The sequence below is a fragment of the Rubellimicrobium mesophilum DSM 19309 genome, assembly GCF_000600335.2.
Lineage (GTDB): Bacteria > Pseudomonadota > Alphaproteobacteria > Rhodobacterales > Rhodobacteraceae > Rubellimicrobium > Rubellimicrobium mesophilum.
The window spans coordinates 89,689-110,949 of sequence record NZ_KK088521.1 but is presented as its reverse complement, the minus strand read 5'-3'; the positions used below and the strand labels follow the sequence as shown (position 1 = coordinate 110,949).

The 21,261-nt window shown below is 71.3% G+C and carries 16 protein-coding genes and 1 pseudogene; 6 read left to right on the top strand and 11 right to left on the bottom strand.

The annotated features are described in order from the left end of the window. Nucleotides 1–20 precede the first annotated feature (20 nt). The gene (locus RUMESO_RS00510) at nt 21–941 is read left to right on the top strand and encodes a sugar kinase (RefSeq protein ID WP_037277171.1); all 921 of its coding nucleotides are present in this window, start codon (nt 21–23) and stop codon (nt 939–941) included. Nucleotides 942–1,062: 121 nt separating this feature from the next. Then, nucleotides 1,063–1,902, top strand: coding sequence for a DUF6544 family protein (locus RUMESO_RS00505; RefSeq protein WP_051520876.1), 840 nt, complete (start codon nt 1,063–1,065; stop codon nt 1,900–1,902). Here the strand turns inward: RUMESO_RS00505 and RUMESO_RS00500 are convergent. The 5 genes from RUMESO_RS00500 to RUMESO_RS00475 all read right to left on the bottom strand — a co-directional run bounded on the left by RUMESO_RS00500 (nt 1,859) and on the right by RUMESO_RS00475 (nt 7,829). Next, nucleotides 1,859–5,332: an efflux RND transporter permease subunit gene (locus tag RUMESO_RS00500; protein ID WP_082483283.1), complete on the bottom strand. Its 3,474-nt coding sequence runs from the start codon at nt 5,330–5,332 to the stop codon at nt 1,859–1,861. The two genes, RUMESO_RS00505 and RUMESO_RS00500, sit on opposite strands and share 44 nt — an antisense overlap. Further along, nucleotides 5,329–6,117 (bottom strand): efflux RND transporter periplasmic adaptor subunit, encoded by a 789-nt coding sequence (locus RUMESO_RS00495; protein ID WP_245639098.1) that lies wholly within the window; start codon nt 6,115–6,117, stop codon nt 5,329–5,331. The genes RUMESO_RS00500 and RUMESO_RS00495 overlap by 4 nt, the downstream gene beginning before the upstream one ends. Before the next feature lie 182 nt (nt 6,118–6,299). Beyond that, nucleotides 6,300–6,500, bottom strand: coding sequence for a YgaP family membrane protein (locus RUMESO_RS00490; RefSeq protein WP_037277169.1), 201 nt, complete (start codon nt 6,498–6,500; stop codon nt 6,300–6,302). Nucleotides 6,501–6,626: 126 nt separating this feature from the next. Next, nucleotides 6,627–6,944, bottom strand: coding sequence for a rhodanese-like domain-containing protein (locus RUMESO_RS00485; protein ID WP_037277168.1), 318 nt, complete (start codon nt 6,942–6,944; stop codon nt 6,627–6,629). Between the two features lie 537 nt (nt 6,945–7,481). Continuing rightward, nucleotides 7,482–7,829 (bottom strand): ArsR/SmtB family transcription factor, encoded by a 348-nt coding sequence (locus RUMESO_RS00475; RefSeq protein WP_082483282.1) that lies wholly within the window; start codon nt 7,827–7,829, stop codon nt 7,482–7,484. Between the two features lie 859 nt (nt 7,830–8,688). Between RUMESO_RS00475 and RUMESO_RS00470 the strand changes: the two genes are divergently transcribed. Then, on the top strand, nt 8,689–9,564 hold the full coding sequence (locus RUMESO_RS00470; RefSeq protein WP_037277164.1) for a MurR/RpiR family transcriptional regulator: 876 nt from the start codon (nt 8,689–8,691) through the stop codon (nt 9,562–9,564). A gap of 33 nt (nt 9,565–9,597) precedes the next feature. Here the strand turns inward: RUMESO_RS00470 and RUMESO_RS00465 are convergent, their stop codons facing one another. From RUMESO_RS00465 to iolD, 3 genes are all read right to left on the bottom strand, one after another. Then, nucleotides 9,598–10,416, bottom strand: a complete 819-nt coding sequence (locus RUMESO_RS00465) for an SDR family oxidoreductase (RefSeq protein ID WP_037277163.1) — start codon at nt 10,414–10,416, stop codon at nt 9,598–9,600. Beyond that, nucleotides 10,413–10,757, bottom strand: coding sequence for a hypothetical protein (locus tag RUMESO_RS00460; RefSeq protein ID WP_037277161.1), 345 nt, complete (start codon nt 10,755–10,757; stop codon nt 10,413–10,415). Before RUMESO_RS00460 ends, RUMESO_RS00465 begins: the two co-directional genes overlap by 4 nt. Before the next feature lie 110 nt (nt 10,758–10,867). Then, nucleotides 10,868–12,721: a 3D-(3,5/4)-trihydroxycyclohexane-1,2-dione acylhydrolase (decyclizing) gene (iolD, locus tag RUMESO_RS00455; protein ID WP_037277160.1), complete on the bottom strand. Its 1,854-nt coding sequence runs from the start codon at nt 12,719–12,721 to the stop codon at nt 10,868–10,870. A gap of 100 nt (nt 12,722–12,821) precedes the next feature. Here iolD and RUMESO_RS23700 point away from each other — a divergent pair. The 3 genes and pseudogenes from RUMESO_RS23700 to RUMESO_RS00440 form a co-directional block, all read left to right on the top strand. After that, a pseudogene (locus RUMESO_RS23700) lies at nt 12,822–14,114 on the top strand (NAD-dependent succinate-semialdehyde dehydrogenase); the annotation flags it as partial. A gap of 142 nt (nt 14,115–14,256) precedes the next feature. After that, a complete protein-coding gene (locus tag RUMESO_RS00445; RefSeq protein WP_037277158.1) occupies nt 14,257–15,093 on the top strand; it encodes an HpcH/HpaI aldolase family protein in 837 nt (278 codons plus the stop codon). Further along, nucleotides 15,093–16,082, top strand: a complete 990-nt coding sequence (locus RUMESO_RS00440) for an NAD(P)-dependent oxidoreductase (protein WP_037277157.1) — start codon at nt 15,093–15,095, stop codon at nt 16,080–16,082. Before RUMESO_RS00445 ends, RUMESO_RS00440 begins: the two co-directional genes overlap by 1 nt. Nucleotides 16,083–16,778: 696 nt before the next feature. Here the strand turns inward: RUMESO_RS00440 and RUMESO_RS00435 are convergent. The 3 genes from RUMESO_RS00435 to RUMESO_RS00425 are packed head-to-tail and all read right to left on the bottom strand — an operon-like array spanning nt 16,779 to nt 21,261. Then, the gene (locus RUMESO_RS00435) at nt 16,779–18,782 is read right to left on the bottom strand and encodes a CocE/NonD family hydrolase (RefSeq protein ID WP_037277156.1); all 2,004 of its coding nucleotides are present in this window, start codon (nt 18,780–18,782) and stop codon (nt 16,779–16,781) included. A 38-nt stretch (nt 18,783–18,820) separates the two neighbouring features. Next, the gene (locus tag RUMESO_RS00430; protein WP_037277154.1) at nt 18,821–20,434 is read right to left on the bottom strand and encodes an ABC transporter ATP-binding protein; all 1,614 of its coding nucleotides are present in this window, start codon (nt 20,432–20,434) and stop codon (nt 18,821–18,823) included. After that, nucleotides 20,431–21,261: an ABC transporter permease gene (locus tag RUMESO_RS00425; protein ID WP_037277152.1), complete on the bottom strand. Its 831-nt coding sequence runs from the start codon at nt 21,259–21,261 to the stop codon at nt 20,431–20,433. Before RUMESO_RS00425 ends, RUMESO_RS00430 begins: the two co-directional genes overlap by 4 nt.

Here is a 21,261-nt window from a genome sequence, read left to right as displayed (position 1 = left end):
CGAATCCCGGGAGGCTCGCCATGGACGACACGCCCCACCGCATCGCCTGCCTGGGCGAGGCCATGGTCGAGCTCTCCGGCCTCGACCCTCGGGCAGGGACGCTGGCCTTCGGCGTGGCGGGCGACACGCTCAACACCGCGATCTACCTCAGGCGGGCGCTGGGGCAGGGCGCGCGGGTGGCCTACCTCACGGCGCTGGGCGACGACGCCTTCTCGGACCGCATGATCTCGGCCATGGAGGAGGAGGGTCTCGATACCTCGGCCGTCGCCCGCCTGCCGGGCCGCCTCCCCGGCCTTTACGCGATCAACGTGGACGACCGGGGCGAGCGCACCTTCTCCTACTGGCGCAGCGAATCCGCCGCCCGGTCCATGCTCGGGGAAGGTGGGCTCGACCCCGAATCGCTCGGCGGCTTCGACGTCCTGTTCCTGTCCGGGATCACCCTCGCCATCCTGCCGCCCGAGGCACGGATGAAGCTCATCGGCCAGTGCTCCTGGCTCAAGGCCATGGGCAGGACCATCGCCTTCGACACGAACTACCGCCCCCGCCTCTGGGACAGCGAGGACAGCGCCCGCGCGACCTTCTCGATGATGTGGGACGCGACCACCATCGCGCTCCCCTCGCGCGACGACGAGGCCCGGCTCCACCCCGGCGAATCCGTTCCCGACCTCTTCGAGCGCCTCGCGCGCAAGGGCGTCCGCGAGATCGCCCTCAAGGACGGGTCCGCGGGCCCGCACCTCTGGGCCGAGGGACGGGCGCTCCTCAAGGGCGCCTATCCTCCCGCCGCGAAGGTCGTGGACACCACGGCGGCGGGGGATGGCTTCAACGCGGGCTACCTCGCGGCCCGCCTGCGGGGAGCCCCGGTCGAAGAGGCCGCCCAGGCGGGGCACGCCCTCGCCAGCCGGATCATCGGCGTGCGCGGCGCGATCCTGCCTCGCGGCTGACGACCAGGGCCGCCGACAGGGACGGGGTGGGGCGGCGCGCGGCTGCGAAGCTTGATCCGGAACAACGCTCCGATCCGCTGCGTCGGCGATGATGACCTCCGACTCAGCCCGGAGGTCCCGCATGAGGAAGAGCATCGCCATCCCCGTCGCCGCCGTGGCCCTTACCGGGGCCGCGCTCGCCGCCCTGGCCCTTCGCCCCGGCGGCAACCTCTCCGCCGAGTTCGAGAGGCGCCTCGCCGGACTGGTCCCCGGTCCGGTCGGCGCGCCGCTGACCGAGGCCGACCTGGGGCATCTGCCCGAGCCGGTGCGACGCTACCTGCGCCGCGCGGGCGCCCTGGGGAAGCCGCCTGTCTCCTCGGTCCACACCATGTTCGAGGCCACCCTCTACGGCGCTCCCGGGGCACCGGGCATGACCGGCCCCGCCCATCAGATCGACGTGGTGGACCCGCCTCGCCGTCTCTTCTTCATGACCACGCGGATGCACGGCCTCCCCGTCGCGGTGTTCCACGACTACCGGCCCGAGGAGGCCACCATGCGCGCCCGTGCCGCGCGGCTCATCGACATGGTGGACGTGTCCGGCCCGGACCTCGCGCGGACCGAGACCGTGACCCTGCTCAACGACCTCTGCGTCTTCGCCCCTTCGGCCCTGGTCCGGCCGGAGTTCGGCTGGACGCCGATCGACGCGACCCATGCCGGCGTGACCTTTGCCGCCGGGCCGCACGTCGTCTCGGCGACGCTGGTCTTCGACGCGGAGGGCGACCTCGTCGACTTCGTCTCCGACGACCGGGGCGAGCTCCAGCCCGACGGCGGCCTCAGGGTCCAGCGCTGGACCACGCCGCTCTCGGACTACCGGGAGTTCGACGGCCGTCGAGTGGCCACGCGAGGAGAGGCGATCTGGCATCGGACCGAGGGAGCCTTCACCTACGGCCGCTTCGATGTCCGCAAGGTGACGTTCGACTGACGGGATCAGGATCGCGGCCCCCGGCCGGTGCGTCGCCAGGAACGTCCCGGAGCCGGCCTCGACAGCTTCCTTGCGGAGCGCCTCGACGCCCCGACGTGGATGGCTCGCCTCTCGCGTCAGGCGGCTGGCCACCGCGCCATCTCAGGTTCGGAACACCCGGTAGATCGCCGGGATGACCAGCACGGTCAGCAGCGTCGAGGAGGCGAGGCCGAAGAGGAGCGAGAGGGCGAGCCCCTGGAAGATCGGGTCGGTCAGGATCACGGCGGCGCCGATCATCGCCGCGAGCGCCGTCAGCAGGATCGGCTTGAAGCGGATCGACCCGGCCTCGATCAGGATTTCGGTCAGGGGGCGCTCGACCGTCCTCGCGCAGGGGGGGCGCGGGGATCTCGTGGGGTGGCGGGGCGACGATGGCCATGTCGGGCTCGTCATCCTCGGGGGCGCCGCGGGCGGGAACCTCGCGCGGGGCGTGGCGGACGAAGTCCACCAGCAGGATCGAGTTGCGCACGATGATCCCGGCGAGGGCGATGAAGCCGATCATCGAGGTCGCGGTGAAGGGCGCGTGGAAGAGCCAGTGGCCGCCCAGGATGCCGATGAAGGTGAGAGGGATCGGCGTCAGGATCACCAGCGGCAGCTTGAAGGAGCCGAACTGGGCGACCACGAGGATGTAGATGCCGAGCAGCGCCACCCCGAAGGCCGCGCCCATGTCGCGGAAGGTGACCCATGTCACCTCCCATTCGCCATCCCAGAGGAGGGTCGGGCGGGACTCGTCCTCGGGCTGGCCGTGGAGGGCGATCTCGGGCTTGGGCAGGCCGGTCCAGTCCTGGGCGTCGAGGGCGTCCCGCACGGCCAGCATCCCGTAGAGCGGGGCCTCGAAGGCGCCGGCGAGCTCGGCGGTGACCATCTCGGCGTTGCGGCCGTTGTGGCGGAAGATGGGGAAGCTCGCCGTCTCCTCCCGCGTGCGGATCACGTCGCCGAGTTCGACCACGCCCCGGTCGCCGGGCAGGACGTTGGCGGGGATGGGGGTGGTCAGTGCGGTCTCGTCGAGGACCTTTTCGCCCCGGGGCCGCTCGATCACGATGGGGATGGCCGCGCGGCCGCCGCCCCGGTGCGAGTAGCCGACCGTCGAGGCGCCGTTGAGGATGGAGAGGGTGTCGAGCACGTCCTTCTCCTCGACGTGGAAGAATTCGAGGTCGTCGGTGGAGATGGTCGTGCGCAGGCGTGGGGCGGGGGTGCCGAAGGAGTCGTCCACGTCCACGACGAAGGGGACGGAGCGGACGGCCTCCTCGACGCGGCTCGCGACGGCGCGGCGGGTGTCGGCGTCGGGGCCGTAGATCTCGGCGAGCAGCGTGGCCATGACCGGGGGGCCCGGCGGCGGCTCCACGACCTTGAGCGAGGTGCCGGGCGGCACCGTCAGGGCGGCGAGGCGGCTCCGCAGGTCGAGGGCGATCTCGTGGCTCGGGCGGTCGCGCTCGCCCTTGGGCTTCAAGTTGAGCTGCACGTCGCCGAGCTGCGGCTCGGCGCGGAGGTAGGAGTGGCGGACGAGGCCGTTGAAGTTGAAGGGCGCGGCGGTGCCGGCGTGGGTCTGGACGGAGACGACCTCGGGCATCCCGAACGCCACGCGCGCGACCTCCTGCGCCGCTGCGTCGGTGGCCTCGACCGAGGCGCCCTCGGGGAGGTCGATCATCACGGCGAGCTCGGACTTGTTGTCGAAGGGCAGGAGCTTGACCGTCACGTCCTTGGTCCAGAACAGCGCGAGGGAGCCGACCGTCAGCGCGATGACGCCGAGGAGGAAGGCCCAGCTCGCCGCCTTGGAGGACAGGATCGGGCGGGCGACGGCGGCGTAGGCGCGGCCCAGGGCGCCGCCCGCGTGATGGGGGCTGTGGGCGTGGACGGGGGCGTTGCCCGCGACCTTCAGCATCAGCCAGGGCGTGACGATCACCGCGACGAAGAAGGAGAAGATCATCGCTGCCGAGGCGTTGGCGGGGATCGGGCTCATGTAGGGACCCATCATGCCGGAGACGAAGAGCATCGGCAGGAGCGCCGCGACGACGGTGAGGGTGGCGACGATGGTCGGGTTGCCGACCTCGGCCACGGCGTCCACCGCGGCGTCGCGGCGGGATCGGCCGTCGCCCATGGCCCAGTGGCGGGCGATGTTCTCGATGACGACGATGGCGTCGTCCACGAGGATGCCGATGGAGAAGATCAGCGCGAAGAGGGACACCCGGTTCAGCGTGTAGCCCATGACGTTCGCGGCGAAGAGGGTGAGAAGGATCGTCACCGGGATGACGACCGCGACCACCAGCGCCTCGCGCCGCCCGATGGCGAGCCAGACGAGCGCGATGATCGAGAGCGTCGCGAGGCCGAGGTGGAAGAGGAGCTCGTTCGCCTTCTCGTTCGCGGTCTCGCCGTAGTCGCGGGTGACCTCGACCTCGATGCCCTCGGGGATCAGCGAGCCCTTGAGGCTGTCGACGCGCGCCAGCACCTCCTCGGCGACCGTGACGGCGTTGGAGCCCGCGCGCTTGGCGACGGCGAGCGTCACGGCGGGGACGCGGACCGGCTGGCCGTCCTCGCCCCGCGTCACGGTGGAGGCATAGAGGTCGGCGTTGTCGGTGGCGAAGGCGACGTCGGCCACGTCGCGGACATAGACGGGACGGCCATCGCGGGAGGTCAGGAGCAGGTTGCCGATATCGGCGGGCGTCCGCAGCGTCTCGCCCGCGACGACCTCGATCTGCTGCCCGCCCTCGCGGACGAGGCCGGTGGGGAGCGCAGTGTTGGCCGCCGTCACCTTGCCGGCGAGCTGCTGGAGGGTGACGCCGTAGAGCGCGAGCCGTTCCGGGTCGGGGGCCACGCGGATCGCGTCGCCGGTCTCGCCGACGAGGTAGGTGAGGCCCACGTCCTCGACCTTGGCGACCTCGGCCCGCAGCTCGCGGGCGACGCGGGACAGGTCGGCGGGGGTGACGTGGTCGGCCTCGGCGGGAGTGGGAGAGAGGGTGAGGGCGACGATAGCCACGTCGTCGATGCCGCGCCCGACGATCCGGGGCTCGGGGATGCCGACGGGGATGCGGTCCATGTTGGCACGCACCTTGTCGTGGACGCGCAGCACGGCAGCGTCCGAGGAGGTGCCCACGAGGAAGCGCGCCGTGACCATGACCCGGTCGTCGCGGGTCTGGGAATAGACGTGCTCGACCCCGTCGATGCCCTTGACGATGGTCTCCAGCGGCTCGGTCACGAGCTTCACCGCGTCCTCGGCCCGGAGTCCTGGGGCGGAGACGAGGATGTCCACCATGGGGACCGAGATCTGCGGCTCCTCCTCGCGCGGGAGGGTCATCAGCGCGACGAGGCCCATGGCGAGGGCGGCGAGGAGGAACAGCGGGGTGAGCGCGGAGCCGATGAAGCTCCGCGTCAGGTGGCCTGCAAGCCCGAGCTTCATGGCGTGACCACCTCCTCCCCCGCGGCGAGGCCCGTCAGGACCTCGACCCGGTCGCCGTCGCGCTCGCCCAGCACCACGGTGCGCTGGACCTCGCCCTCGGGGCCCGTCACGGTGACGAAGTCGAGCCCCGACCGGGTGGCGACCGCCTCGGCCGGGATCATCAGCGCCTCGCGCGAGCCCACAGGGACGCGGACGAGGAGGCGGGCGTCAACGAAGTCGGTGGGCAGGCCGTCCACCTCCACGTCGGCCACCACGCGGCCGTTCTCGACCTGCGGGTAGACCTTGGCGAGGCGGCCCTCGACCGAGCCCGGCCCGGTCTCGACCGCCAGCGTCGCGCCTTCCCGAAGGAGCGCGGCGTGGCGCTCGGGGATGGCGAGGCGCAGGAAGAAGCCGCCGCCGCCGAGGGTCGCGACGGTCTCGCCCGCCAGGACCACGGCGCCGCGCGTGACGGGCACGCCCAGGACCCGGCCGTCGAGAGGGGCCAGGACCTCGCCCTCGGCGTCCTGCTCCATGGCGAGCTGCCGCTGCGCCTCGGTGGAGGCGATCTGGTTGCGGGCGACGTCGGCCTGGGTGCGGAGCTGGTCGAGCCGCTGCGTGGTGGCGACGCCCTGGTCGACCAGGGTCTCGCCGCGCGCGAGCTCGGCCTCGGCGTTGTCGAGCTGGGCCTGCAGCGCCTTGAGCTGGGCGTCCAGCGCCGAGATCTGGAAGCCGATCTTGTCGTCGCGGACCACCGCGATGCGCTGCCCTGCCGTGACGGCGTCGCTCTCGGAGACCAGCAGCTCCACGAGGACGCCGCCGAGTCCGGCGCGCGGGCGGGGACGGTGTCGCGGGCCTCGACGCGCCCGTAGACGGCCTTCCACTCGGGCAGGGTCTCGGGCGCGAGGACGAGGGAGTCGGCCCAGGCGGAGGTCGCCGTCGCGGCCGACAGGAGGAAGGCGGGAATGAGGCGCATCGCCGGCCCCCGGGCTCAGGAGGCGCAGCCGGGCTTGACCCCGAGCGCCTTGAAGGCCGACCGGGCCGGGCAGAAGCCGGTGAAGGCCGACTGGACCATGTTCAGCCCGACGAAGACCGTGAGCCAGACGAAGGCCGGATGGACGAAGGCGGTCAGCAGGACCGACAGGAGCACCATGGCTCCGGCGAAGGCGAGGACGCTGAGGTCGAGGGTCATGAGATTCTCCAGTTGCGCAATGCAAGGATCGAAGCCCGTTGCCCTTTGCGGGCGAGGTGGCGTCGACAGGGGCCGCCGGGGGGAATCTGCATCCGTATCGGCCAGTCAGGAGGCAGCCGTCGGAACCTATCGCGACACGGGCAGACCCTGCGCCTTCCAGGCCGAAAGGCCGCCGGCCATGTGGGTATCGTGCCCCAGCCCCAACGACCGGCACAGCGCGACGGCCTGCGCGGAACGACGACCGGCGAGACAGTGGAACACGACAGGCGTCTGCTCGGGAAGCGACGCAGCCGTCGCGTGCAGCCGCGACAATGGATGGTGGAGGGCGCCCGGAATGCGCTCGCGAGCCCATTCCTCGTCCTCGCGCACGTCCACCAAGGTGATCGCGCCGTGCGCAAGGAGGTCACGAACTTCGTTCGGGGTCATGGTCCTGATGACAGCCATGGATCGAAAGCCCAGTACGGAAGTAGTCTCCTTAAATACGTATCCTATAACTATCTAATATATAGTCCTGCCGCGCTTCGCAAGACCTTTCCCCGAGGAATTCAGCCATCGAGCCCGACTGCAGCGCCATCGCGCGAAGCATCATCCCGGTCGAGCACGGTGGGCCGCAGGTCCGCTCGGCCGAGCCCGTGGCCATGCTTGCCTGCAAGGTCCGCTCAAGCCAGGGCACGACGGCCGATGGCACGTGCAAGGACGACCGGCACATCCGCGCCCCCATCCGAGGCGAGCCGAAACCCCAGGCGAAGGCCCGCTGGGGTTCCGCAACCGGATCATGCGCGCAGGAGAGGTCCTGCGCCGTTCGTGGGAGAACCGGGCGGCACCCCCGAGTGTCGTAACCTATCCGGTCTAGCCAATGAGGTGGCGGGGGCCGTTCGGGTCGACGAACATCACGAGCGACGCCCCACCCCCGGCGCCCCCGGCCCGAAGCCCGCGCGGCCGACCGGACCCAAGACCTGCATCCTGCGCCGAGAGTCCAGCTCAGCGGCAGTAGATGTCGTAGAGGACGGAGATGAGCCGCCGTGCCTCCTCCGAGGCCAAGCGGTAGTAGATGGTCTGTCCGTCACGACGCGTCGCCACGAGTCCGAGGTCCCGCAGCCGGGCCAGGTGCTGGGACAGCGCGGACTGCCCGAGACCCACGGCTTCGGCCAGGGCCCCGACGGACATCTCGTTGTCCATGAGGCGGCAGAGCGCCATCAGCCGCTTGGTCTGCCCGAGCGCGGCCAGCAGCCGCGCCGCCTGATCCGCCTTGCCTTCGAGGACCTCGATCTCGGACGCATGGTCGCGACAGAGAGTCGGCATCGCCGGGTCGGTCACGCGTTCCGTCATGGCCTGTGATCCTTTGCAGCCTCGCCGACCCTGTGCCGGCCTCTCGACCTGGGATGCCGTCTCGCTCTCCGCAGTTGGGCCGTCCGGTCACCCCGGAGCACGTCCGACGGCCGCGCGACCGTCGGACCCGCCGGCGCATGGGCCACGAATCCCGAGCCTTGTTGAATGGTCATGCTCCACTCCTGGCGCAAGGGTCCACGATCATCGTCAGGCCAGCAGGGTAGACGCGCGAGAAGCCGGCCAGGACTGGCGTCGCTGCAACCACCAGAAGGCTCCAGCCCCAACCCCCGGCCGCGGAAAGCGCGGCAAGGGCGAATGCGCGCGTCCCGACAATCCCAAGCTCCGACTGGCCAGCCCGCATCCTGCACGACGCTCCTTCGGGTGAAACGCATCCAACTTCGCAGACGTATGTTAGACAATGCTGAAATGCAACGGCGGGTGAGGAACCTGTCCGCGTCGAGCAGGGACCGTCGAGCAGATCGGCGCATCGCCAGCGAGAGGACGTCGGCCGATCCTCGCATCGAGGTTCCTGCGGCCACCGCCTCGCCAGCCTTGGCAAGCCCGAGATCAAGTCCACGGCGCGACACTCGCGAGGCCTCGGGCAGGTCCTGCCTCAAGGCGGGTCCGCAACCTGGCCGCCCGTCCATCCAGAGCGAACTGACGAACACCACCCACGGGCCGCCATGCTCGACGAGATCGAGCAGCGGCTCGCCTCGCCCGGACCACGGCCTGCGCAGCCGATCGGCGAGGCCGTCCTTCGGCGACCCCCCGGCCAGGGACGCCACACGGTCATGGACAGCCAGTCCGCCGCCTGCAAAGAACGTTGCGAACTGCCGACAGCGGCGTGGAGGACGTCTCGATGCCTGACGAAGCCTACGCTGCGCCTCGCAGCTACGAGGAGCTCATCCGGGTCATCCACGACCGCTACGAGGGGATGAGCAAGGCCTACCAGAAGATCGCGCTCTACCTGACGCAGAATCCGAACGACGTCGGCGTCCTGCCGGTCGGCGCCATCGCCGAGCGCTGCGGGATCCATGCGTCCAATCTGGTCCGCTTCGCGCAGGCGCTTGGATTCTCAGGCTTCAAGGAGCTCCAGCAGCTCTTCCGCGTGCGGCTGACCACCGCGGCTCCAGGCTTCGATGCACGCGTGCGCGCCCTCGAATCCGAGCTCGGCGGGCGCGAGGATCGGAGCGAGCTCGGCTTCCTGCGCGACCTGGTCGTGCGGGACATCTCCTCGCTCCAGGACCTCGTCGCCGACATCTCCGCCGAGCAGATCGCACGGGCCGTCACGCTGATGGAGCAGGCGGACACGATCTACCTCCTGGGTCAGCTCCGCTCGGTGCCCGTCGTGGAGCTCTTGCGCTACGTCCTGACCATGCTCGGCAAGCGGACCGTGCTCCTCGACCCCGGCGGAGGGCTTGCGACCCACATGGCGCGCGCGGCGTGCCCCTCGGACCTGCTCCTCGCCGTGTCCTTCCGCTTCTACGCGACTGAGGTGGTGAACGTGGCCGAGGAGGCGGCGGCGCGCGGAGTGCCCATCGTGGCGATCTCCGACAGCACGCTCTCGCCGCTCGCCAAAGGGGCGAGCGTCCTCTTCGCGGTGCCCGAGCACGAATACACCTTCTCGCGCTCGCTGGCCGCGCCCATGTGCCTCGCGCAGGCCCTCGCGGTCGCGCTGGCGGCGCGGCTGCAAGGCGAGGGGAGCCCGCGCATTCCCATCGTCACGACCGCCTGAGGAGGGGGGGAGCCGCGCGCTCCCCCGGCCCGGTCAGCCCGGGAGCGTCATCGGCTCGTCCGGCACGGGCATCCCTCCCGCCACCGCGCCCCAGACCGACTGGTCGAAGTTGACGATCGCCCCGGTCATCAGCCCCGCGTCGTCGGAGACGAGGAAGTTGATCGCCCGCGCCGCCTCCTCCGGGTCCACGAGTCGACCGAAGGGCAGCTTGGCCGCCGCCTTCGCCTCCCAGTCGGGATCGCCGCCCTCGGCCTGCAGGAGCCGCTCGTTGTCCGAGGCCATCCAGCCGACGTTGAGCTGGTTGACGCGGATGCGGTTCGCCATGACCGAGAAGGCGGTGTTGGCGGTCAGGGTCGTCAACGCCCCCTTGGAGGCGCAGTAGGGATTGATGAAGGGCTGCCCGGCCAGCGCCGAGATCGAGCCCACGTTGCAGATGGCGCCCTCCACGCCGTCGCGGATCATCAGCCGGATCGCCTCCTGCATCAGGAAGAACGGCCCGCGCACGTTGGTGGCGAACATCCGGTCAAAGAGCTCCGGCGAGGTGTCGAGGATCGTCCCTCGCTCGGTCGAGGCGCCGGCGTTCACCAGCACGTCGAGCCGCCCGAAGAGCCGGTCCACCTCGGCCACCGCCGAACGACAATCCTCGACCCGGGCGAAGTCCGCCTGGACGAACTGCACGGTCGTTCCGCTGGCCTCGGCGATGGAGCGAGCCGTGGCTTCGCCCTTCTCGGCGTTGCGCCCGGTGATGACCACGCCGGCCGCGCCGGCCTGCGAGAGGCGCCGCGCGACTGCCGCCCCGAGTCCCTGCGTCGCCCCGGTGACCAGGCAGACCTTGCCGTCCATGCGGTTCATTGGGCCACCTCGTAGCCGTCGGCGCTCCTGACGCGCATCCGCTCCCGCTGTCCGATCCGTGCCATCTCGGCCGGCGGGACCTTGTTCGGATCCTTCCCCGCCTCAGGGTTCCCGTCGGGCAGGAGGTCCGGGAACCACCCCCCGCGGACCCGAATGCCGCGGTGGTCGAGGTTGGGCCTCGGCGCCTTCCTGTCCATCGGAAGCCGGTGCCCGGTCTCCATCCCGGTGAATTCCGCCTCCGGGGCCTGCCGCAGGCACTCCTCCAGCGACACGTCGTCCGACAGATCCGCGAGGTCGTGGTTCCACGACGAGATGGGGGCGATGCCGAGCCTGGCCTTCATGCTTTCTTAACCTTTCCTTGCGATGGTGGACCTGCCGGTCAGGTCGGGGCAGCCACCCCGACACGGTCGTCGCGGCGTGGCTGCCTCCGGCTTGGGCCAACCGGGCGGCGTCAGACGCCGACCCGCTGCTTCCTGCGGATGGCGTCCTGCGCGGCGCGGGCCTCCTGCACGGCCGGGCGCTCGGACACCTCGGGGACGCCGACGTCCCAGTCGGCGTCGCCGGGCACCCAGGCATAGGCGTCCGTGCGGATCGAGAGGACCGTCGTCCGGTCGGTGCCCCTGGCCCAGCCGAGCGCCGCCTGCAGGTCGGCGAGGCCCTCGCAGTGCCGCGACTCCGCGCCCATCGCGCGGGCATGGGCCGCGAAGTCCACCGGGAAAGGCTCGACCGCCGTGCGGCAGTCCTTCAGCAGGTTGTTGAATCCCGGCACGCCCTTGAACTGCTGGAGCCGGTTGATGACCGCAAACCCGCCGTTGTCGCAGACGACGATCACGAGCTTATGCCCCGACAGCACGGTCGAGTAGATGTCCGAGTTCATCATCATGTAGGTGCCGTCGCCGATCATCACGATCGGCATCCCGTCGCCCTGCTTGGCGAGCGCGTGGCCCCATCCCGCCGCGATCTCGTAGCCCATCGTGGAGAAGCCGAACTCGAGGTCGAAGGTGTTCGGGTCCTTGACCCGCCAGCCCTTCATAACCTCGCCCGGGATGCCGCCTGCCGCCGTCACCACGGTGTCGCGGGGCGAGGCCCAGCGGTTCACGATCGCGACCACCTGCGCATAGGTCGGCCGCTCGGCGTTGGTCGGCGCCTGATGCCTGTCGAGGAGCGCGTTCCATTCGGCGAAGAGCGACTTGGCCCGCTCCATGTGGGTCGCCGGCGCCGCCCAGTCGCCCAGGGCCGCGTCCAGCTCCTGCACCGTCTCCAGCGCGTCGCCCACCACGGGCAGCGTCGAGTGCTTCATCGCATCCCAGCGCGCGGCGTTGATGCCGATGAACCGCGCCTCGGGCCGGAACGCCGTCCACGACCCCGTGGTGAAGTCCATGAGCCGCGTCCCCACGGCCACTACCACGTCCGCCTCGGCCGCGAGCGCGTTGGCCGAGGTCGAGCCGACGATCCCGATGGGCCCGGCATGGGCCGGGTGGTCATGCGTCAGCGTGCCCTTCCCAGCGATGGTCTCGACCACGGGGATGCCGCGCCGCGCCGCGAACTCCGCCACTGCCTCGCTCGCGCCCGAGTAGCGCACGCCGCCGCCGGCGATGAGGAGGGGCGCCTTCGCCCCCTTCAGCACCTCCACCCCGCGGACCACCGCTCGGCGGTCCGGCCGGGGGCGCGGGATCTCCCACAGGCGCGTCGCGAAGAACTCGGCCGGGTAATCATAGGCTTTCTCCTGCGTGTCCTGGCAGAGGCCGAGGAACGCCGGCCCGCAGTCCGCCGGGTCGAGCATCGTCGCCACCGCCTGCGGCAGGGAGCCGATGATCTGCTCGGGGAGCGCGATGCGATCCCAGTAGCGCGTCACCGCCCGGAACGCGTCGTTCACGGTGGCGGTCGGGTTCCCGTAATGCTCCACCTGCTGCATCACCGGGTCGGGCACGCGGCTGGCGAAGCTGTCCCCGGACAGGAGCAGCACCGGCAGCCGGTTCGCATGGGCCGCCGCCGCTGCCGTCACCATGTTGGTCGCCCCCGGCCCGATGGAGGAGGTCGCGACCATCAGTTGCCGCCGCCGCTGCGCCTTGGCGAAGCCCATCGCCGCAAGAGCCATGGACTGCTCGTTCTGCCCGCGCCAGGTTGGCAGCCGGTCCTGCACGCCCTCCAGCGCCTCCGAGAGGCAGGTGACGTTCCCATGCCCGAAGATGGCGAACACGCCCGCGAACAGAGGCACGCGCCGTCCGTCGACCTCGGTCTCCTGCGCGCAGAGCCAGCGCACCAGCGCCTGCGCCATGGTCAGGCGAACCGTCCGTCCCGTCATCGTGTCCCTCCCAGGTCGAATGCCGGACACAGTATGGAATGCCCATTGACAAGGCAATATATGTCGCAAAACTTGTTGCGCAGCAGGGGAGGGAGCCCGAATGTACCACTCGCTTGGTCTGTTCATCAACGGTGCCTGGTGCGGCGCCTCGGATGGCGGCGCGGCCCCGGTCCTTTCGCCGGTCACGGAGGTTGCCCTGGGCCAGGTGCCCGTCGCGACCCCATCCGATACGGCGACGGCCCTTGACGCGGCCCAGCATGGCCTCGCCGAGTGGCGCCGGATCGGCAACTTCGGCCGTGCCGATGCGCTCCACAGGATCGCCGACGCGATGATCCGCCGCCGCGACGACGCGGCGCGCATGATCTCCTCCGAGACCGGCAAGCCCCTCGCCCAGGCGGAGAGGGAGTGGGGCCTCTCCATCGACCAGTTCCGCTGGTACGCCGAGGAGGCCCGCCGCATCACCGGCCGCCTCGTCGAAAGCCGCGTCCCCGGCGGCCGCTTCGAGGTGACGCGCGAGCCCGTGGGCATCTGCGCCGCCTTCACCGCCTGGAACTTCCCGGCCGCGCTGGTGGCCCGCAAGGTCGCGCCCGCCCTTGCCGCCGGCTGCTCCATCATTGTCCGCCCCTCGTCGCAGACCCCCGGGACGGCGATGCTGATCGTGGACTGCTGCCGGGCCGGGGACCTGCCCGCCGGCGTGGTCCAGCTCCTCAGCGGCCCGACGGAGGCGACCTACGCGCCGCTCATGGCCGACAAGCGGGTCCGCAAGGTCTCGCTCACCGGCTCGACCCGCGTGGGACAGCAGATGATCCGCGACGCCGCCGCGACCGTGAAGAAGGTCTCCATGGAGCTTGGCGGCAACGCGCCGCTGATCGTCTACGACGACGCCGACCTGGAGCTCGCGCTGAACCTGTCGGTGCCGACCAAGTTCGCCAACGCCGGGCAGGTCTGCGTGACTCCAGACCGCTTCTTCGTCCACGAGCGGCTGCACGACGCCTTCGTCGAGGGCTTAATGGCCCGCGCCTCGGCCCTCAAGGTGGGCGACGGGCTCGACTCCGCGACGCAGATGGGCCCGCTCATCTCGCGCAAGCGGCTCGAGGAGATCGAGGGCATCGTCGCCGACGCGGTCAAGCTGGGCGCGACGCTCGCCTCGGGTGGCAAGCGGGCGGCGGGCTTCAACAAAGGCCACTTCTACGAACCCACGGTGCTGACCGAGGTGACCGACGACATGCGCGTCTTCGCCGAGGAGAACTTCGGCCCCATCGCCGCGATCACGCGCTTCGCCGAGGAGGACGAGGTGCTCCACCGCGCCAACGCCTCGGACATGGGCCTCTCGGCCTACGCCTTCACCCGCGACCCGGGGCGGGCGCGCCGGACGGTCGCCGCGCTCAAGGCCGGCATGGTGGGGATCAACAGCTTCGCCATGGCCGCCTCCGAGGCGCCGTTCGGGGGTCGAACTTCTCGGGCATGGGTCGCGAGGGCGGCCCCGAGGGCCTCGACGCCTATCTCGACACCAAGCTCGCGCAGGTGGTGTTCTGATGCTCCCGAACCACGTTCGCGACCTCTGGGCCCAAGGCAGGCCCGTCCTCAACGGCTGGCTCTCGATCGGCAACCCCTTCACGGCCGAGATCATGGCCGCCCAGGGCTACGACAGCGTCACCATCGACGTTCAGCACGGCGCGCTCGACTATGGCGACGTCCTGCCGATGCTCCAGGCCCTGCGCGCGTCAGGAGTGGTGCCGATGACCCGGGCGCCCTGGTGCGAGCCCGGCATCGTCATGAAGCTCCTCGACGCGGGTGCCATGGGGATCATCTGCCCCATGATCAACACCGCCGAGGACGCCGCGCGCTTCGCGAGCACCCTGCGCTACCCCCCGCGCGGCCAGCGCAGCTTCGGCCCCACCCGCGTCGGCGTGGCCCACGGCCTCGCTGCCTACTCCAAGCAGGCCAACGACGTCATTCTCGGCTTCGCGATGATCGAGACAGCCGAGGCCATGCGGAACCTCGACGCCATCGCCGCCACGCCCGGCCTCGACGGCCTCTACATCGGCCCCTCCGACCTGACACTTGGGCTGAGCGACGGCCGCCTGAGCCCAGGCTTCGACCGCGAGGAGCCCGAGATGATCGAGGCGATCCAGCGCATCCTGGCCGCCGCGCACCGCCACGGCATCAGGGCCTGCCTCCACTGCGGCACGCCCGACTACGCCGCGCGGGCGGTCGAATGGGGCTTCGACCTCGTGACCGTCTCGGGCGACTCGCGCCTCCTCGCGGCGGCGGCCGGCGCCTCGGTGGCGCGCTTCCGGGACCTGACGAGCGGGGCAGGGACCGGCGCGACGAGAGATGGGGCCTCGGCCACCGCCAGGGGAGGCTACTGATGCCGCATCTGCTGATCGCCGGGAAGCTGCACCCCGCCGGCCTAGACCTCCTGGCCTCCGCTCCCGGCGTGACCTTCGACTACGTCGAGGAGGTCTCCGAGCCGTCCTACGCCCCGCTGATCGCCAAGGCCGATGGCCTCGTGCTCCGGACCCAACCTCTCTCCTCCGCCACGGTGGCGCGCGCCCCGCGCCTCCGGGTCGTCTCCCGTCATGGCGTGGGCTACGATGCCGTGGACCTCGCCGCCCTCGATGCCCGGGGGATCGCGCTGGCCATCGTGGGCGACGTCAACTCCGTCTCGGTGGCCGAGCACGCCATGATGATGCTCCTGGCCTGTGCGAAGCGCGCCCGCCTCGCAGACCGGGCAGCGCGCGAGCCCAGCCTTTGGAACTGGCGCAACCGGCTGGAGGCCACCGAACTCTCCGGCCGCCGCCTCCTGATCCTGGGCTATGGCCGCATCGGCCGGCACCTCGCGCGCATGGCCCGGGGCTTCGCCATGCGGGTGCGGGCCTTCGATCCGTTCCTGGCGGCGCAGGGCTGGCCCGACGACGGGACCGAACCCGTCGCGACCCTCTCCGAAGGCCTCGCCTGGGCCGATGCGGTGTCGGTCCACGTGCCCAAGGCCGAGCGCCCGCTGGTCGGCGCGGCCGAGCTCGCCCTGCTCCGGCCCGGTGCCATCCTCATCAACACGGCCCGTGGCGGCGTCGTGGACGAAGCGGCGCTGGCCGAGGCTCTTGCCTCCGGCCGGGTCGGCGCCGCCGGGCTCGACGTGCTCGACGCCGAGCCCCCACCCGAGCGCCATCCTCTCTTCGCCTTCGAGCAGGTGATCCTGTCCCCCCACATCGCCGGGCTGACCGCCGACGCCGCCGAGCGCATGGCCGTGGCGTCCGTGCAGAACGCCCTCGATTACCTCGACGGCCGCCTCGACCCGCGCCTTCTCGTCAACAAGGACGCTCTCGCGTGTCATGCACTCCCCACCGCGTCGGGCTGATCGGCTCGGGCTCCATGGGCCAGGCCCACGCCCGCGGCTGAGGCGCGGCCCCGAAGGCCTTCGGCTTGTCCTTCGATGTGCGCCACAGCTTCCTCTGGCCGAGTCTGTCGCGTCGGCCCGCGCGGTTGGCATCGCCGCCGTCGATCTTCGCAACGACTTCCCCGGGCAGAAGTTCATGGCTGGGTCGCCGGCGCAGGAGATTCGAGACCGACCGGACGCTGCGGGCCCGGAGACCGCATCGATCAACGCCCTCTCGGTCGCGGAATGCGAAGCGAGGATCGCAGCCGCCATGGGCGGTGGCGCCTTCCTCGTGCCCGCCTACAGGCTCGACCACGAGCCCGGCTGGGGCGGCATCATCGAGGTCGAGCAGGGCTTCCGCTTGGAGACCGCACGCAAGGTCCCCGTAATGGACAAGGTCGTCCATGGACCCAAGGCAGCGTCTTGTGGAAGGTCGGCACCCTCCGTCTCCGGCGCCGATCCTTGGCCACGCGAGCCGCTGATGCTCACACAGCCGGTCCCCTTGCCACCGTCGGGCTCGACGCTCGCGGCGGAGGACCTGATCGCGGGCGGCAACGGCAAGGGACTCCGGAACCCGAGACACGGCAGGCCGTGGATCGCTCCGACACTCCCGGGACGAGTTCCGCCGGCGAGCCATCGGAAGGCTCACCGGCTCGGGAGAAGGACAGCCGCGCTCCGTCAGATCAGAACGCGCGGGATCTCCTCGTCCCAGTTCCGCGTCCAGACCCGCGTCCCGTTCTCGTGCACCGCCATCTCGCCCCCGATCCTGAACGTTTCCGCGCTGGAAATCATCCGCGTCGTGGTCTCGATTCGGATGCGCCAGCCTTCACGACCCATGTCGTAGGCCTGCGTCAGGACATAGCAGGCCGAGAGCGGGTCGTCCGGGCGCACCGTGAGCTCGCGCCGGAGGCTGTGCGAGAGCGTGGTGTCGATCTCGTCGAAGCGCAGGACGCCCTCGCCGAAGAGCCCACCCTCGCCCTCCGTGACGTAGGTGCATTCGCCGGTGAGGTGGTCGATGCGCGACCATCGGGCGACGCGGCCGGGATCGACCTGCGTCGTGGGCGCGTCGGTCCCGTGCAGGGCCGGCGCGAACGGCTCGATGGCATCCCCGCCCTCGCGGCAGGGCAGGCGCAGCACGCATCCCGCCGTGTCGAGCGTCAGCGTCGCGGCCGAGGGCGCGGGCCAGACGAGGGGCCAGTAGCTCGTCGCGACCGAGAGGCGGACCCGGTGACCCGGCGCGAAGCGGTGGCCGCAGGCGTTCAGCGTGATCCGGACCGTCTCGGCCTGCCCCGGCACCAGGGGCTCGGGCGAGGCATGGCCGTTGCGGTGCGTCAGGTTCAGCACCTGGTAGCTGACGCGCAGGACCTCGCCCGAGGGCAGCACGTCGCAGAGTCGCACGGCCACCTGCGCGACCGGCGCGTCGGACTCGAGCAGAAGCTCCAGCTCGGGCGCGCCGAGGATCTCCAGGGGAACCTCCAGCGGCGCGGTCTCGAAGACCAGCGCGCCGCCGTCGTCGAGGCGCTGGTCGGTCGGCATCTCGCCGGGGCAGCCGGTCGCCATCCACTCGCCCGCCGCCATGCCGTGCCAGAGCGGCGACCGGATCGTCCGCGCACCCGGCGCGGGGTCGGCCTCCGGGCTCAGGACACTGGCGGCGGTGAGGTGAAGCTCCCGGAGCGAGATCCGGGGACTCGGCCAGTCGGGCTCGCCGACCCAGCGCCCGGGCTGGTGGAGGCGGCTGCCGTCCGGGACCACGGCGTCGTTGACATAGGCGCGCAGCATCGGCTCCTCCATCACGCCGGTGTCGAGGCCCTTGAGCCAGTGGTCCCACCAGCGCAACGCCTCCTGCAGGAAGCCGATCGCCGGGCCGGGCACGCCGTCCTGCGGGTAGATGTGCCCCCAGGGGCCGATGATCCCGCGCCGGGGCACCTGGAGGTTCGCCAGCAGGCGCGGCACGGCGTTGGTGTAGGTGTCGGCCCAGCCGCCCACGGCGAGGACCGGGCACCGGATCGCCGACCAGTCCTCCTGCACCGAGCCATGACGCCAGTAGTCGTCGTAGCTCTGGTGCGAGGCCCAGGTCGCGGGGAAGAACGGCAGGGCGTCCAGCCGATCGAGCCATGCCTCGCGCCAGCCCTCGCCGGCGACGGCGGGATCCTGGGGGCGCGCCTGGTAGGCCAGCATGATGCTGCCCCACCAGAGGTTGTCGTTGAGCAGGCACCCACCCATGAAGTGGATGTCGTCGCGGAAGCGGTCGTCGGTGGAATAGACGGTGATGATGGCCTTGAGCGCCGGCGGTCGGCGGGCCGCGACCTGGAGGCTGTTGAAGCCGCCCCAGCTCTTGCCCATCATGCCCACGGACCCCGAGCACCAGGGCTGGGCCGCGATCCAGGCGATCACGTCGAGCGCGTCCTCCTGCTCCTGCGCGAGGTACTCGTCGGCCATCAGTCCCTCGGATTCCCCGCTGCCGCGCATGTCCACGCGGATCGCGGCGTAGCCGTTGGCGGCGAAGAAGCCGTGCATGGGTTCGTCGCGCCCGCGCGTCCCGTCGCGCTTGCGGTAGGGGATGTATTCGAGCACCGCCGGCGCCGGTCGGCCCGCCAGCCCCTCGGGCAGCCAGAGCCGGGCGCTGAGCCGGCAGCCGTCCCGCATCGGGATCCAGACATGCTCGATGACGTCGGGCTGCATGAAGAGTCCTTCCGTAGGCAGGTTCCGTTGGGGTGCGGTTAGCGGACGCGCCGCGCGAGCACGCCGTCGAGCCAGTCGCGGCGAAGCTCGGGGACCGAGTCGAGGAGCGTCCGGGTGTAGGCGGCCCGGGGCGTCTCGAAGAGGGTGGCGGTCGGTCCCTCCTCGACGATCCGGCCCTTCTGCATCACGACGGTTCGGTCGGCCAGGCGGCGCACCACCGACAGGTCGTGCGTGATGAAGAGGTAGGTCATGCCGAGCTCGTCCTGCAGCCGCCGCAGGAGGCGCAGGATGTCCTCGGCGATCAGCGGGTCCAGGGCCGAGGTCACCTCGTCGCAGATCAGGAGGTCGGGCTCGGCCGCCAGCGCCCGAGCGATGCAGACGCGCTGATTCTGCCCGCCCGAGAGCGCGCCCGGCAGGCGGTCCGCGAAGTCCCCGGGCAGGCCGATCAGCGCGAGGAGCCGGGCCACCTCCTCCCGCCGCGCCGCCCCGCGCAGGCCGCGGTAGAAGGCGAGGGGGCGACCGATGGCCTCTCCGACCGTCTGGCGCGGGTTCAGCGCCACGTCGGGAAGCTGGTAGATCATCTGGATCGACTTGAGGCCGGCGAGGTCGCGGTCGCGGTAGCTGCCGGGCAGTGGCCTTCCCCGGAAATCCACCACGCCGCGCGCGGGCGGCAGCAGGCCCGCGACTAAACGGGCGAGGGTGGACTTGCCCGAGCCGGACTCGCCCACCACGGCCAGCGTCTCGCCACGCCGCACCGACAGCGACACGTCCTGCAGCACCAGCGAGCCGCCGTAGCCCGCATCCACGTTCCGCAAATCGAGCACCGTCTCGCCGGCGTCGTGCCGAACGCCGGCGGCGGGGGCGAGGGACTCGCGCCGCTCGGCCACCAGCCGGCGGGTGTAGTCCTCGCGCGGGGACTCGAGCACCTCGGCGGTGGTGCCGCTCTCGACCTCGCGGCCATGGCGCAGCACCATCAGCCGGTCGGCGAGTTGCGCCACCACGGCGAGGTCGTGGGTGATGTATAGCGCGCTCGTGCCGTAGCGGCGGATCGTGTCGCGCAGGAGGGCCAGGACCTCGACCTGGGTGGTCACGTCGAGCGCCGTGGTCGGCTCGTCGAGCACGAGCACGTCGGGCTTGCCGGACATCGCCATGGCCATCATCGCCCGCTGGAGCTGCCCGCCCGAGACCTGGTGCGGGTAGCGCCGGCCGAAACCTTCCGGGTCGGGAAGCTGCAGCGCGCGAAACAGCTCGACCATCCAGTCCCGCGCCTCCGCCGCGGACATGAGCCCGTGCTGGAGCGGCGTCTCGAGGATCTGCCGGTCGAGGCGCATGGCGGGGTCGAAGGCCGCCGCCGCGCTCTGGGCGACATAGGCGATCCGCGCACCGCGCATCGCCTCGCGCACGGGGCGGGAGCTCGCGGTCAGCTCGGTCCCGGCAAGCTCGATCCGGCCCCCGGCGATGCGGCAGCCGCCCCGGCCGTAGCCCATGGCGGCGAGGCCGATCGTGGACTTGCCCGCCCCGGACTCGCCGATCAGGCCCAGGATCTCGCCGCGCGGCAGGTCGAGCGAGATGCCGTCCACCAGCACCGCGCCGTTCGGCGCCACGACCCGGAGGTCCCGGATCGCGAGCACGGAGTCGCGCGGGGCGCTCATCGGTTCTCTCCCTGCACGGTCGTCCGCCCGGCCAGGAGCCAGTCCACCACGAGGTTGACTCCGATGGTCAGGAGCGCGATCGCCGCCGCCGGGAAGAGCGGCGCGTAGAGGCCGTAGAGGATGCCCTGCTGGTTGTCCCGCACCATGCCGCCCCAGTCCGCGAAGGGCGGCTGCACGCCGAGGCCGAGGTAGGACAGGCCCGCGACGAAGAGGAAGGTGAAGCAGAAGCGCAGGCCGAACTCGGCGACCAGGGGCGGCATGGCGTTGGGCAGGATCTCGCGCCCGATCATCCAGCCGAGCCCCTCGCCCCGCAGCCGCGCGACCTCGGCGTATTCCATGGCGTTGATCCCCTGCGCCACGATGCGCGACAGGCGGAACACGCGGGTCGAGTCCAGAAGCCCGATGGTCACGATCAGGACCGGAAGGCTCGACCCGAGCGCCTGGAGCACGACGAGCGCCGAGATCAGGACCGGCACGCTCATCACCGTGTCTACGACGCGGGAGAGGACAGTGTCCACCGCGCGGCCCCGGATCGCGGCCAGGATGCCGAGCGGCACGCCGAGCGAGAAGGACAGCGCCACCGCCGCCAGCGAAACGCCGATGGACATCCGCGCGCCGTAGAGCAGCCGCGAGAGCATGTCGCGCCCGTTCTGATCGAGGCCGAGGAGATGCCCGGCCGAGGGCGGGTCGAAGGGCGCTCCCACGGTCTCCTCCTGCCCGAAGGGGGCAAGCTCGGGCCCGAGCAGGAACATCAGGAGGTTGAGCGCGATCAGCGCCATGCCGATCCAGGCCGTCGGGGGGACGGAGCGCAGCGCGCGCGGGGCCAT